Source organism: Vibrio sp. Hal054 (assembly GCF_037162405.1).
GTDB lineage: Bacteria > Pseudomonadota > Gammaproteobacteria > Enterobacterales > Vibrionaceae > Vibrio > Vibrio diazotrophicus.
Window position 1 is genome coordinate 1,852,521 of the sequence record NZ_JARLUT010000001.1, and the last position, 12,898, is coordinate 1,865,418.

General features: G+C 43.5%; 12 protein-coding genes. 4 read left to right on the forward strand and 8 right to left on the reverse strand.

Annotated elements, in window-relative coordinates; translation table 11 throughout:
- Positions 1-2: 2 nt before the first annotated feature.
- Together oadA and P4S58_RS08600 are read right to left on the reverse strand one after the other, a co-directional pair.
- Entirely contained in the window at positions 3-1,790 is a 1,788-nt protein-coding gene (oadA, locus tag P4S58_RS08595; RefSeq protein ID WP_102965964.1) for a sodium-extruding oxaloacetate decarboxylase subunit alpha, read from the reverse strand.
- Between the two features lie 79 nt (positions 1,791-1,869).
- Positions 1,870-2,142, reverse strand: a complete 273-nt coding sequence (locus P4S58_RS08600; protein WP_337163611.1) for an OadG family protein — start codon at positions 2,140-2,142, stop codon at positions 1,870-1,872.
- 227 nt (positions 2,143-2,369) lie between these two features.
- Between P4S58_RS08600 and citX the strand changes: the two genes are divergently transcribed.
- Positions 2,370-2,870, forward strand: coding sequence for a citrate lyase holo-[acyl-carrier protein] synthase (citX, locus tag P4S58_RS08605; RefSeq protein WP_167828592.1), 501 nt, complete (start codon positions 2,370-2,372; stop codon positions 2,868-2,870).
- 106 nt (positions 2,871-2,976) lie between these two features.
- Here citX and citC read toward each other — a convergent pair whose 3' ends face one another.
- From citC to P4S58_RS08625, 4 genes are all read right to left on the reverse strand, one after another.
- Positions 2,977-4,071, reverse strand: a complete 1,095-nt coding sequence (citC, locus tag P4S58_RS08610) for a [citrate (pro-3S)-lyase] ligase (RefSeq protein WP_337163613.1) — start codon at positions 4,069-4,071, stop codon at positions 2,977-2,979.
- Positions 4,072-4,296: 225 nt separating this feature from the next.
- A complete protein-coding gene (locus P4S58_RS08615; RefSeq protein ID WP_081878659.1) occupies positions 4,297-5,802 on the reverse strand; it encodes a tripartite tricarboxylate transporter permease in 1,506 nt (501 codons plus the stop codon).
- 11 nt (positions 5,803-5,813) lie between these two features.
- Positions 5,814-6,308 carry a tripartite tricarboxylate transporter TctB family protein gene (locus tag P4S58_RS08620; RefSeq protein WP_042482047.1) on the reverse strand — a complete coding sequence of 165 codons (495 nt, stop codon included), beginning with the start codon at positions 6,306-6,308 and terminating at the stop codon, positions 5,814-5,816.
- 87 nt (positions 6,309-6,395) lie between these two features.
- Positions 6,396-7,388 (reverse strand): Bug family tripartite tricarboxylate transporter substrate binding protein, encoded by a 993-nt coding sequence (locus tag P4S58_RS08625; RefSeq protein ID WP_337163615.1) that lies wholly within the window; start codon positions 7,386-7,388, stop codon positions 6,396-6,398.
- A gap of 249 nt (positions 7,389-7,637) precedes the next feature.
- On the opposite strand from P4S58_RS08625, the gene P4S58_RS08630 reads away from it, so the two are divergent.
- On the forward strand, positions 7,638-8,456 hold the full coding sequence (locus P4S58_RS08630) for an NAD(P)H-binding protein (protein WP_337163617.1): 819 nt from the start codon (positions 7,638-7,640) through the stop codon (positions 8,454-8,456).
- 4 nt (positions 8,457-8,460) lie between these two features.
- Complete coding sequence (locus P4S58_RS08635) at positions 8,461-9,093, forward strand: YdcF family protein (protein WP_102963317.1); 633 nt, start codon at positions 8,461-8,463, stop codon at positions 9,091-9,093.
- A gap of 65 nt (positions 9,094-9,158) precedes the next feature.
- Here P4S58_RS08635 and P4S58_RS08640 read toward each other — a convergent pair whose 3' ends face one another.
- Positions 9,159-9,737 carry a thymidine kinase gene (locus P4S58_RS08640; protein WP_102963316.1) on the reverse strand — a complete coding sequence of 193 codons (579 nt, stop codon included), beginning with the start codon at positions 9,735-9,737 and terminating at the stop codon, positions 9,159-9,161.
- Between the two features lie 154 nt (positions 9,738-9,891).
- A complete protein-coding gene (aspS, locus tag P4S58_RS08645) occupies positions 9,892-11,667 on the reverse strand; it encodes an aspartate--tRNA ligase (RefSeq protein WP_042482043.1) in 1,776 nt (591 codons plus the stop codon).
- A 341-nt stretch (positions 11,668-12,008) separates the two neighbouring features.
- Here aspS and P4S58_RS08650 point away from each other — a divergent pair, with 341 nt between their 5' ends.
- The gene (locus tag P4S58_RS08650) at positions 12,009-12,872 is read left to right on the forward strand and encodes a DUF72 domain-containing protein (RefSeq protein WP_337164544.1); all 864 of its coding nucleotides are present in this window, start codon (positions 12,009-12,011) and stop codon (positions 12,870-12,872) included.
- Positions 12,873-12,898 lie beyond the last annotated feature (26 nt).

Consider the following 12,898-nt stretch of genomic DNA (forward strand, 5'->3'; position numbering starts at 1 on the left):
CCTTATGCCAATGCAAATAGTTCATCACCGACCTGAACCGCATCGCCTTCTGATACAGCCATTGACTCGACTTTGCCGTCACGGAACGCTTTAATCTCGGTTTCCATTTTCATTGCTTCGAGAATTAACAGTGTTTCGCCTTCTTTTACCATATCGCCGATTTTCTTGTGGATCTTCCAGATGTTACCCGCTAGCGGAGCGGAAACTGGTTCAGCCGAACCCGATGAAACAACTGGTTGAGCTGCGGCAACAGGAGCACTCGTTGATGCGGCCAAAACTTCAGGATCAGCACCTTCGTTGATTTGAACCACGTAAGCCTGATTGTTCACGTTGACTGTATATACAGCTTTGTCTGATGGTTTTGCTGCTTTTGCAGGGGCTGCCACTTCAGCAACCGTTGGAACTGGTTCAAAAGCTTCTGGATTATTACGATTAGCCAAAAACTTCCACGCGACTTGGTCAAAAAGAGCAACCGTAAGTACGTCATCAATGGTGTTTTCAGCCAGTTCGATACCTTTTTCCTGCGCCTGATTAACCACCGATTCCATTAGCTGGTCGATTTCAGGTTCAATGAGATCTGCTGGTCGGCAAGTGATCACTTCAGCGCCATCAAGTACACGTTTCTGCAACTCTGAATCAACGGGTGCTGGTGTTTTACCGTACTCCCCTTTTAATACCCCAGCCGTTTCTTTGGTGATGGTTTTATAACGTTCACCCATCATGACGTTGATTACGGCTTGTGTACCAACGATTTGCGAAGTTGGTGTTACTAAAGGGATATAACCGAGATCTTTTCTGACTCTTGGAATTTCAGTCAGTACTTCATCAATACGATCCAGCGCGTTCTGTTGCTTTAACTGACCTTCCATATTGGTAAGCATGCCACCCGGAACTTGAGCAACGAGAATACGTGAATCTGAGCCTTTTAATTGGCCTTCAAAAGCATGATATTTCTTACGAACATCTCTAAAGTAAGCCGCAATACTTTCCAACTTCTCAATATCTAGCCCAGTATCACGCTCAGTTCCTTTCAATGCTGCCACAATCGATTCAGTCGATGGATGACCATAAGTACCGCTCATCGAAGAAATTGCGGTATCAACACGGTCAACACCAGCTTCAATCGCTTTAAGCAACGTCATATCCGCCATGCCCGCAGTGGAGTGGCAGTGAAGATGAAGCTCAACATCCACGAGTTTCTTCAGATTGGTTACTAGCTCGTACGCTTCGTACGGAGACATAACCCCAGACATATCTTTAATCGCAATCGAACTTACGCCACATTCCAGAAGCTGTTCTGCTACATCAACCCAAGATTGCATGGTATGAACAGGACTGGTTGTATAACAGATGGTGCCTTGCGCATGTGCGCCTTGGTTGTTTACCGCTTGGATAGCTCGTTTCATATTACGAGTGTCATTTAATGCATCAAAGATACGGAAAACATCCATGCCATTTACAACGGCGCGTTCAACAAACTTATCAACAACATCATCAGCATAGTGGCGATAACCTAGGATATTTTGACCACGCAATAACATTTGTTGTTTGGTGTTTGGCATCGCCTTTTTTAACTCTCTTAGGCGTGCCCAAGGGTCTTCACCCAAGAATCGAATGCAAGAGTCAAAAGTCGCACCACCCCAAGATTCCAGTGACCAATAGCCAATTTCATCGAGCTTAGATGCTATGGGTAACATATCATCCAATCTCATTCGCGTAGCGAGTAGTGATTGATGTGCGTCACGCAATGCAACGTCAGTAATACCGAGTGGTTTAGCTATTTTAGACATATTAAATTCCTCTAACCTCAAGCCTGAACTTGCTTATTAATTTTTTGATTGTGGTGGTGTAGTACTGCGGAAATCGCGGCTACCAAATTGTCGTCCTGCGCCCCTGCAGAAACCGTTTGTTTCGCAGAGCCAACGGTTTTCTCGGGGGTGAAAACTTAATCGATAAAGTGGACAGCAGGCGGGTTGCAGCGACTAGGAGCGCCAGAAAGCAAAAAACGAATCCCATGCCTAGAAGCATAAGATTGACGCCTTCAAGAATAATTGGACCTTCGTTCATCTTTCGAACCTTTGGATATTGAAAGTCCAAATAGTCTAACGAAATAAGAGGAATGGACTTCGTGAAGCACATCATTCAATTGGAACCATTAAACGTATTAAATGGCGTAAATAAATTTAATTGGTTGCACCTGAATTTCTATTTGAAATTGAAGTAACCATTCGAAGAAATAAATTCATTTAATCCATTAACAACACAAGATTTACCGCAATTTGTATTTCACTCCTCAGTTCCGAGGCAAACCTGTCATTAGCATTAGTGGGATATTGGTCTGAAGAGGAAAACTCATTATGGGGAGTGCTATGTCTCTGTACGATGTTCATCAAATTTCTTTAAATAATCTAAAGCGACAATCTCAATTGACAAGAAAATATGAACTTCCTTTAATTATCGTCAAAACTAATATTTCCAATGAGCTTAATGAAAATGAACAGGCTCGTTTCGTTTATAAGTTGGCGTTAGAAGAAGTGAACAAGAAATTAACGCTCTTGAATGCAATGGTGTTAGAACACGAAGATGCCACTAATCGTTCGAATCTAGAATCGGTCTTTGTGGTTAGAGGTGTCACTACGTCGAACTTAAAACGTGCAATGGTGAAAATTGAAAACAGTCACCCACTAGGCAGTTTGATCAACATTGATATTATTGACCCGCAAGGCTATGCGGTTTCGAGAAGAGGTTCTCAGATGGAACCTAGACGCTGCATCCTGTGCCAGTATCCAGCCAGCTACTGCTCTATGAATCACCGTCATTCTGTTGAGGAAATAAAACACAAAATCAAATCTATCATCGCACAGTATTAACTCTGTGCGAGTTCCCCCAATAAAAACATAACCGCTCTTGACTGGGAACTGGCTGCCGATTATTGAGGTCTTTCAGTTCTCTTCTTATTAAAAATAAACAATGCTATCAGCTTAAACTCAATTGCTCTGCCTGAGCAGTTCTTAGCGCTGCTTGTTTTCTCTTCGCGTGATATGCGGAAGTATCTTCTATAAACAGTTGATGCAGATAAGCGTAAGTCGTTTCTGGGACAATTTTTTCAATCGCTTGCCAGTTGTTTTCAAACAAATACTTTCTGACTAAGGAAGCAGATATTGGTGACTCTTCCTCTTCACAGCGTGGAATTTCCACATAAGTGACTTTAGGACTGTCAATGGTTGGTGTAGACAACCACTGGTGCATTTGCTGATTGTAGAAACGAGTTACCTTACAAATAGGTTCTGTTCCCACATATCGGTGCGTGATACCCAAGGCAGGGGCGATATACTGCCGAAATATTTGCAAATCAACCGCAGTGTGGCAGTAATTAATTACCCCCTCGTCCTTTAGAAAATAACTCGGGAACGTTGCTCTGGATATGATGTAGTCAGAGCCGGCATGAACAGTGACATTGTTAAACTCTTTCACTCCCGCTTTGATCATATTTAGGCGATCTAAATAGGAAAAGAAAGAACGGTCTTCCTTCACAACAAACAGATGTACCCAATCACAGTTTTCTGAAGCATGCTGTACTAAATAGCGATGACCATTAGTAAACGGATTGGCATTCATCACAATACTGCCAATCTTTTCACCAGGTTGAGCGAAGCTACTTAACTTTTCGCAATGTTCTTGCAGTCTTGTTTTGCTGTTTTCCAGAAGGACAACTCTGTCTTTTACGGCGGTAAGCTGATGAAATCCCGCGTCATGGAACATACGGTAGTTATCTGGTTTTGTGTAGATAAATAGGTTGTAACGCCCCATATCATAAGCATGCGTGACAACTTCGGTGAGTAGTTGAGTCGACAGGCCTGTTCCTTGGAAGTTGGGAGAAACCGCTATAGACTTAAGAGTGTTTCCAGCCAGCCCTGCGCATCCAACAATTACGTTAGAATTCAAAGCAATGACAAAGAACTCGACATCAGCATCTATCCCTAACCCCATACTAAGCAAGAACTGCCGCACCTTTTCCATTTGGCTGCTATTTTGAGTGTTAATTTTCTGGAATTGGTATGTATCAAACACAGCGATCTCTCAACAACAAAACGGATAACGAATTATCTTAAGTCCAATAAATAATTTAGTGACTCTCAAGCAATCTATAAAGAAGCATTAAAACTGTTTATGGCGTTTATGAATTTATTCTCACTCAGTGAGTATCTCGCTCTAAATTGAAAACCCATTCATAAACAAAAAAGAGCCAGCTCAGACAAATCCGAGCTGACTCTTGGTTCACTGTTGAGATACCATTTAAGCTACTTGAGCTTGTTGTTTACGGTTACGTAGCATACCAATCAGAGGTAGCGCGATTGACAATACAGTAATAGCAATGAGCACTTGAGCAACGGTTGAGTGAGTAAAGATCGACAACTCTTGGTTTGAAATTCTAAATGCTTGACGGAATGACTGCTCCATCGTGCCACCTACGATACAAGCAAGAATCATCGGCGCTGTAGGCACATGAGCACGCTTCATCACTACCCCTGCAACACCTAAGATAGCTAGGATGTAGAAATCAATCACTGAGTTGCTAATTGCATAACAACCAATGAACGCAAGACCTAACACAATTGGGTAAAGCATTTTTGGTGGAATCGCTAACACACGAACCAATGCACCCGCAAGTGGGATATTCACTACCGCTAAGATGATGTTCGCAACAAACATACTCGCGATTAGGCCCCATGCTGTTTCTGGGTACTGAGTGAATAGAAGCGGCCCTGGTTGGATACCCAACATCAATAACGCACCCATCATCACAGCTGTCGTACCAGACCCTGGAACACCCAGTGACAACATTGGGATCATTGCACCGATAGACGCTGCGTTATTTGCAGATTCTGGTGCAGCTAGCCCCTCAATAGCACCTTTACCAAACTCTTCGCTATTTTTAGATAATTGCTTCTCATTGTTGTAGCACATAAGCGATGCCATCGTACCACCAGCACCAGGTAAAGAGCCGATAATAAACCCGACTGGAGCACTACGTAGAATCGGCCATTTTGAACGAGACCAATCGTCACCGCTGATCCAAATACGTTTGAATTTGGTCTGCGCTTTTTTCGTGCCTTCGCTCAATGAACGGAAGCTCTTAAACACTTCACCTAGTGCGTAGATACCAATGATGACCACAAGGAAATCGACGCCAGTTTGAAGTTCAAGGTTACCAAAAGTAAAACGTTCAACACCGGATTGCGCATCAATGCCTATGGTGGCGATTGCTAAGCCGATCACCATAGAGAAGAAGCCTTTGAGCATGTTCCCTTTCGACATAGACGCTGTCATAGAAAGCGCTGCGACCATTAACAAGAAGTACTCAGCAGGACCAAATTTTAAGGCAAAACTCGCCACAGGCTCAGCCAATAATGTCATCAGAATAGCGGCGATAGTACCGCCAACTAATGATGCTATTGCAGAAATCGCCAGTGCAGATTCAGCACGACCTTGCATTGCCATTGGGTAGCCGTCAAACGTTGCGGCCAAGGCTGCACCGTCTCCCGGAGTGTTAATCAAAATAGAGCTGCGTGAACCACCAAACATCGCACCGATATAAACACCTGTCATGGTGATCAATGCAGCCGTAGGTCCCATCGCAAAAGTCATTGGCAATAGCACCGCAACACCTGTCGCAGGGCCTAAGCCAGGCAACATACCGACGATAGTACCCAGTACACCGCCCACAGTCACAAGTAATAGATGGTAAGGCTGTAAAGCAACGCCAAATCCATTCATTAAGTTAGATAAAATATCCATCATAATAGTTCACCCTATTCCCCGAATGGTAATGGTGGAAGGCTAATACTTAATAGCGTGTTAAATATGAAATAAACACCCACGGAAAATAACAGCGAGATAACAACACTTTTTTTCCACATATCTTTCCCGCTAGTAATAGTCATCATTACAACCATAAATAGAAATGTACTGATAACGTATCCAAGATGTTCAAATATAAGAGCGTAACCAACTGAAAGAATACAGGTATATAAAATACGACGACGGTCATTCTTCTTGCTAGCATCTTCATTTATCAAGTTTTTATATGCTTGTACTGAAGCGTTAAAATTACTTTTAACGAGTAAGAGCACGCCAATTAAAAAAGAAATTGCGGATACACCAAGAGGGAAATAAATTGGATCCATAGGATTACCAAATGCAGCTCTTGGCATCGAATACGACATATATCCGTAAATAACGCCAAAGCCTATTGCAAATAATCCCGTAAATGCGTCCCAGTTAGGACTGACATCATTTTTCTTCATAGGAACAAGACCTTATTGCTAGATTTAATTATTTTTAAATCAAGAATAAGAGGGAATATTCCCCTCTTATGTTGTAGATACAAAACATTATTTTTTAGCGAAAATTTCGTCTAAAATTTCTTTATATTGATCGTTGGTTTTGGCTAAGAACTTAGTAAATTCTTCACCGTTTTGATATGCGCCATCCCAACCGTTACGTTTACGAGCTTCAGCCCATTCAGGTGTTTCAACCATGGTTTTAAGCGTTGTGCCCCAGTAAGCAACCGCGTAATCAGGCATATCTTTTGGTCCGAACAGACCACGCCAGTTTTCAAACGTTGTATCAATACCTTGTTCTTTCACTGTCGGGATATCCGCGATGACACCTTCGCCAACACGCTTGTCTGCGGTTTGTGCTAATGCGCGTAGGTTGCCACTTTTCACCAACTGAACTACGTCACCAAGCCCTGTAGAAATAAGGTCTACGTGCCCACCCAGTACTTGAGCAACCGCACCGCCGTCTTGGAAAGAGATGTAGTCAATTTGATTTAACTTCGGTACACCAGCAGCTTTAGCGACCATTAGGAACTGAATGTGATCCATACTACCCGCAGAAGAAGTACCACCAATTTTCACGGATTTTGGATCCTTTTTTAGAGCATCCATCACTTCTTTAATAGAGGTATATTTGGAGTCTTTAGAAACAACAAACGCGCCATAGTCGGTAATTAATCGAGCGAGAGGAGTGGTATCTTGGTAGCTATATTTACTTGCTCCGGTTAAATGTGTGAGCAAAATTGGTGGAGAGTAAACAGAAATTAAATTGTCCTTACCCATCTGAGTCTGCATGTATGCAAGGTTCACTGCACCGCCGCCGCCAGGTCGGTTGGTAATCGGCATATTAGATTCGACTAGCTTGGTATCTTTCAGCGTTTTTGCGACTGTACGAATGGTTAAATCCCAGCCACCACCAGCACCAGCAGGAGCAATAAAGGACATCGTTTTAGGTGGGTAGTCTTTTGCTACTGCACTACTCAACGGCATAAATGCAACAGAAGCTAGGGCTGTACCAATCATTACACTTTTGATATTCATGTTCATGGAAATTCCTATTATTGTTATTGGAAACTATCCAACGCTTCACTAATTTCTCTTCATCAGTTTTGCGTCGATAAATTAATTATCCATGAGATATGTAATGTTATTTGTGAGTTAAAACTCTTAAGAATAGTTCTTTAATGCTGAAAATGGCGTTAATGAATTTTAGTAATCACCAATCTTCAGAGAACAATTAGTATTTAGGCGATACAAACGATAGTATTTGGCTAAACCATTATTAAAGGTAACACAATGAAACGAACCGCTATTATTGGAGCCGGCTGGTTGGGTCTGCCATTAGCCAAACAGCTAGATACGCTAGGCCATTCGGTGATCGCAAGCAGGACGTCTGACTCAGGTTTGTTAGAACTGGAAAAAAACGGAATCGCTGGTTTTGTTTGTGACCTCAATAACCCTCAAGCTCTTGCTGATACGCTTTCCGAATACAACATTGATACCGTTGTCGGTAGCTTTCCTCCGGGCTTTCGCCGTGGACAAGGCGATGAATACATCACCCAATGGCAAGCCTTAGCTGAGCAAGCGCTCTCTGCGGGAGTCAGTAAGTTGGTCATGATAAGTTCAACCACTGTCTATCCAGACCGCTCTCAAGATATGTATGAACAAGATGCTTCTCTTGAACTGGCTACAAATAATGATGAATTCTCAGCCAATGCGAAGAAGATGTTGCAGGCAGAACAAACTGTAATAGACTCTGGCTTGGATTACGTCATTGTTCGATGCAGTGGTCTTATTGGACCCGATCGCCACCCTGCCCGCTTTGCTTCAAGGTTAAAACAGGTCAGTCGATTGGCTCCTGCAAACATGCTGCACCTTTATGATGCTATCGGAGCGACGGTTTTTGCTATCGAGCACCTCAATCATACGGTAGTCAATGCCACCACTCCTGCGACAGTAAGCAAAGCCGAGTTCTATCAAGCCGCTCTTAAAGCCGCAAATTTGGATGAAGAACTCCCTCCGATTGTTGATGTGGCAGACAAGCGAATTGTCAGCGACAAACTCATTAAAGCGGGATACAAGTTTCATTATTCTCACACTCTGGAGGCCTTGTAAGGCGATGAGTAAACGAATTTATCAGCATTTAGAAACGCTTTGGCAATATATGCAAATGGGCCATCAGCTACAAAAAGCCGATGCCATCATTGTTCTTGGAAGCAACGATACCCGAGTCGCCGAAGTTGCAGCGTCCCTTTATCATCAAGGCTTGGCTCCTTTGGTTGTGTTCTCTGGCGGTCATGGTCGTTTCACTGAAGGGTTGTTTGAGCGTAGCGAAGCAGTAACTTTTGCTGAAGTGGCAAAAGACTGCGGCTTACCAAGTGACGCAATATTGCTGGAGCCTCGCTCTTCTAACAGCGGTGAAAACGTACTTTTCACCTATGAGCTTTTAAAGAAAAAAGGCATCACAGCTAAAAAAATCATCTTGGTTCAAAAGCCGTATATGGAAAGACGAGCGTATGCGACTTTCATGCAGCAATGGCCAGAAGAACTGGAATCACTGCAAGTCACGTCTCAAGCCAATAGTTTCTTTGATTATCTGACTGAAGACCTGACATTAGACTTCGTTGTCGAAGCGCTGATTGGTGATTTTGAACGTATTCAGAATTACCCTGCGAAAGGCTTCCAGATTGAGCAGGAAATCCCAGAGGAAGTGTTACAAGCCTACCAGGCATTAAAGCCTTTGGCGGCTTAATGCAAGCCCTCGTTTATGAACTAAAAAAGGATGGCAATGCCATCCTTTTACTTATCTGTTTTTCGCTATTTACCCAATGCTTCTTTGTAATGCATTCGGCACACAGAGACGTATTTATCGTTACCACCAATCGCAACCTGATCACCTTCGGAGATCGCATTGCCATGTTCATCGGTGCGGATAACCATGTTCGCTTTGCGTCCGCAATGACAGATGGTTTTCAGTTCCACCAGCTTATCTGCCCATGAAAGTAGATACTTACTACCTTCAAACAATTCACCAAGGAAGTCTGTACGCAGGCCATAACACAGCACTGGGATATGAAGCTTATCAACCACTTCTGTTAATTGATAAACCTGCTCTTTAGACAGGAACTGACACTCATCAACCAGTACGCAGTGACGTTTTTCATCTTCATTGAGGCTTTTGATCACTTCAAAAAGGTTTGTTTCGGCTTGAAATAGATGTGCCTCTGCTTCCAGACCAATACGTGAGCTCACTTTACCAATGCCATAGCGGTCATCAATTGCTGCGGTAAAGATAACAGGCGTCATCCCACGTTCTTGATAGTTAAACGACGATTGCAGCAGTGTGGTTGATTTACCTGCATTCATTGCAGAGTAGTAAAAATACATCTGAGCCAAGGGACAAATTTCCTATCTTATTCAAAATCATTTTGTCGGGATTATACAAAGCAAAGAGAATGCTTACTTTGATCCACTATCAGTTAGACAATAAAACTATCAGTTAGACAATAAAAAGGGTGGCTAGTTAGCCACCCTCAAATCAACGCAGAATTTACTCTGCTTTTTCTTTCGCAACAGTTACAGCAATTGCCAGCTCTTCAAGAGCCGCTGGGTTTGCCAAACTTGGCGCATCTGTCATCAGACACGCAGCAGCGGTTGTTTTAGGGAACGCAATAACATCACGGATGTTATCAGTACCACATAGCAGCATCACTAGACGGTCAAGACCGAATGCAAGACCCGCGTGTGGAGGCGTACCAAACTTAAGTGCATCTAATAGGAAACCGAACTTAAGTTGTTGTTCGTCAGCTTCAATACCTAGGATATCGAATACCGCTGCCTGCATTTTCGCATCGTGAATACGTACAGAACCGCCACCCACTTCGTAGCCGTTTAGTACCATGTCGTATGCGTTAGATAGCGCAGCAGTCGGGTTCGCCTTCAACTCTTCTGGAGTCATGTTAAGAGGAGACGTAAATGGGTGGTGCATTGCTGCAACATTACCTTCACCGTCGCTTTCAAACATTGGGAAGTCGATAACCCATAGCGGAGCCCAAGCTGAAGTATCTGTTAGCTCTAGGTCTTTACCTACTTTCAGACGTAGCGCACCAATTGCTTCAGCAACGATGTTCGCTTTGTCTGCACCAAATAGGATGATATCGCCATTTTGAGCACCAGTACGTTCGATGATTGACGCAATGATCTCTTCAGTCAGGAATTTCGCTACTGGAGATTGAATGCCTTCAGCGCCTGCTGCTAGATCATTCACCTTCATCCATGCCAAACCTTTCGCACCGTAAATCGCTACGAATGACGTATATTCATCGATTTGCTTACGGCTCAGTGCAGCACCGCCAGGTACGCGTAGAGCAGCCACACGGCCGTTCTCATCGTTTGCTGGACCAGAGAATACTTTGAAATCTACGTCTTTAAGCAGATCAGCAACATCAACTAGCTCTAGTGGGTTACGTAGATCTGGCTTATCGCTACCGAAACGACGCAGTGCTTCTGAATAAGGCATGATTGGGAACTCGCCCAAGTCTACACCTTTCAGCTCTAACCACATTTCACGGATCATCTTTTCAGTCACAGCACGAACTTGTTCTGCGCTCATGAATGAAGTTTCGATATCGATCTGAGTGAATTCAGGCTGACGGTCAGCACGTAAATCTTCGTCACGGAAACATTTAACGATTTGGTAGTAACGGTCAAAACCAGACATCATCAGCAGCTGTTTGAATAGCTGAGGAGATTGAGGAAGCGCGTAGAAGCTACCCTTGTGAACACGGCTTGGTACCAAGTAATCGCGAGCACCTTCAGGTGTTGCTTTAGTCAGTACTGGTGTTTCGATATCTAGGAAATCGTTGCTGTCTAGGAAACGGCGAACAAAGCTTGATGCTTTTGCACGCAGCTTAATGCGGTCGCTCATTTCTGGACGACGTAAGTCCAAATAACGGTATTTCAGACGTTGCTCTTCTGAGTTCTTCTGGTTGAAGTCTAGAGGCAGCGCTTCACTACGGTTGATAATAGAAAGGCCAGTCGCCAGAATCTCTACTTCACCGGTTGTCATGTCTTTGTTGATTTGGCTTTCTGGACGAGCGCGAACCTCACCCGTCAACTTGATACAGAATTCATTACGAAGTTGGTTAGCAACTTCAAAAACGTCTGCCATATCCGGATCAACAACTACCTGAACGATACCTTCACGATCTCGCATATCAATGAAGATAAGACCGCCTAAATCACGACGACGGTTAACCCAACCGCACAGCTCCACAGTTTGTCCTGCAAGGGACTTGTTCAGGTGACCACAATAATGGCTACGCATAATGAAATTCCCAATCTCTTAATAAGTCATCAAATTCTATGTGACACAGTCAACTCTGTTGAAGCAGTTGTTAACAACAACTTTTCTTCAAGAAAGGACTCTGCCACGGAAAAGTTCCATTTATACGCTGAAAGACGTATAAAATCGACCTTCCAGAATACAATTTGTTGTGTTTTACCCATCGTTGCTGACATTTAGTACAATAAACCGCCATTTTAGCGACAATAGCATCTGCAACATGGAAAAATTGGCGCTGATTATAGCGCTAAAGTATCGTATTCTTCAAAACTCTCGTGACGATAAACAACAAAAAAGAGCAAACAACACTGGCTATGGATGCAATGGAATACCCTCTTCGACTCGGACTGACGATGTGGTCTCACCCTTTCTGGCAGCAGCATTTCTACGGAAGTGGTACTCAAGCATCGCAGCGACTCGAAAAATACGCTCAGGTATTTCATACGGTAGAAGGTAACACTACCTTTTACGCCTCTCCGTCACCCGCAACAGTCAATAATTGGAAAGCGGCAACGCCAGATTCATTCCGATTTACTTTTAAACTGCCGAAATCCATTACTCACCAGAACATGTTGAATGGTTGTCAGGACGAACTGAAAGCCTTTATGAGCTTGATGGAACCGTTACATAACAAAGTGGGTATGTGGACCATTCAACTGCCTGCTGCTTTTGGTCCAACTCATCTGGAGCAATTAAAAAAGTTTCGACGCTATTTCCCTGCTCAGTTTCCTTTAGGTGTGGAAGTGAGACACCCAAGCTTTTTCGCCAAAGGGGAAGCAGAGAAAGCGTTAAATCAATGGCTGAACGAAGAAAACATTGACCGCATCATTATGGATAGTCGTCCTCTCTTCTCGGCAGAACGCACTTCCGAAGCCATTATTGATGCGCAGCAGAAAAAGCCCAGAGTGCCAGTTCATGCGATTTCGACAGGGAATAAACCGATGATTCGTTTTATCGGTCATCCTGAAATGGATGCCAATATGCCCTTCTTCGAACCATGGATTCAAAAGCTGCCAACTTGGATTGCCGAGGGCAAGCAGCCATACGTAATGATTCACACCCCAGACAACAACTACGCTCCGGAATTAGCGCTGGCACTTTACCAACGTTTGCAAAGTGTCATCACTCTGCCGGATTTAGCGGCATTCCCAGCTCAAAGCGATACAAATCAACTACGTATGTTTTAGAAAAAAAATACATCGGCGTTTTAGAA

Bases quoted from the DNA above. Each gene is read 5' to 3' on its own strand.
- oadA (WP_102965964.1), bottom strand. From the start codon at position 1,790: ATGTCTAAAATAGCTAAACCACTCGGTATTACTGACGTTGCATTGCGT.
- P4S58_RS08600 (WP_337163611.1), bottom strand. From the start codon at position 2,142: ATGATGTGCTTCACGAAGTCCATTCCTCTTATTTCGTTAGACTATTTG.
- citX (WP_167828592.1), top strand. From the start codon at position 2,370: ATGTCTCTGTACGATGTTCATCAAATTTCTTTAAATAATCTAAAGCGA.
- P4S58_RS08615 (WP_081878659.1), bottom strand. From the start codon at position 5,802: ATGATGGATATTTTATCTAACTTAATGAATGGATTTGGCGTTGCTTTA.
- P4S58_RS08620 (WP_042482047.1), bottom strand. From the start codon at position 6,308: ATGAAGAAAAATGATGTCAGTCCTAACTGGGACGCATTTACGGGATTA.
- P4S58_RS08625 (WP_337163615.1), bottom strand. From the start codon at position 7,388: ATGAACATGAATATCAAAAGTGTAATGATTGGTACAGCCCTAGCTTCT.
- P4S58_RS08630 (WP_337163617.1), top strand. From the start codon at position 7,638: ATGAAACGAACCGCTATTATTGGAGCCGGCTGGTTGGGTCTGCCATTA.
- P4S58_RS08635 (WP_102963317.1), top strand. From the start codon at position 8,461: ATGAGTAAACGAATTTATCAGCATTTAGAAACGCTTTGGCAATATATG.
- aspS (WP_042482043.1), bottom strand. From the start codon at position 11,667: ATGCGTAGCCATTATTGTGGTCACCTGAACAAGTCCCTTGCAGGACAA.
- P4S58_RS08650 (WP_337164544.1), top strand. From the start codon at position 12,009: ATGGAATACCCTCTTCGACTCGGACTGACGATGTGGTCTCACCCTTTC.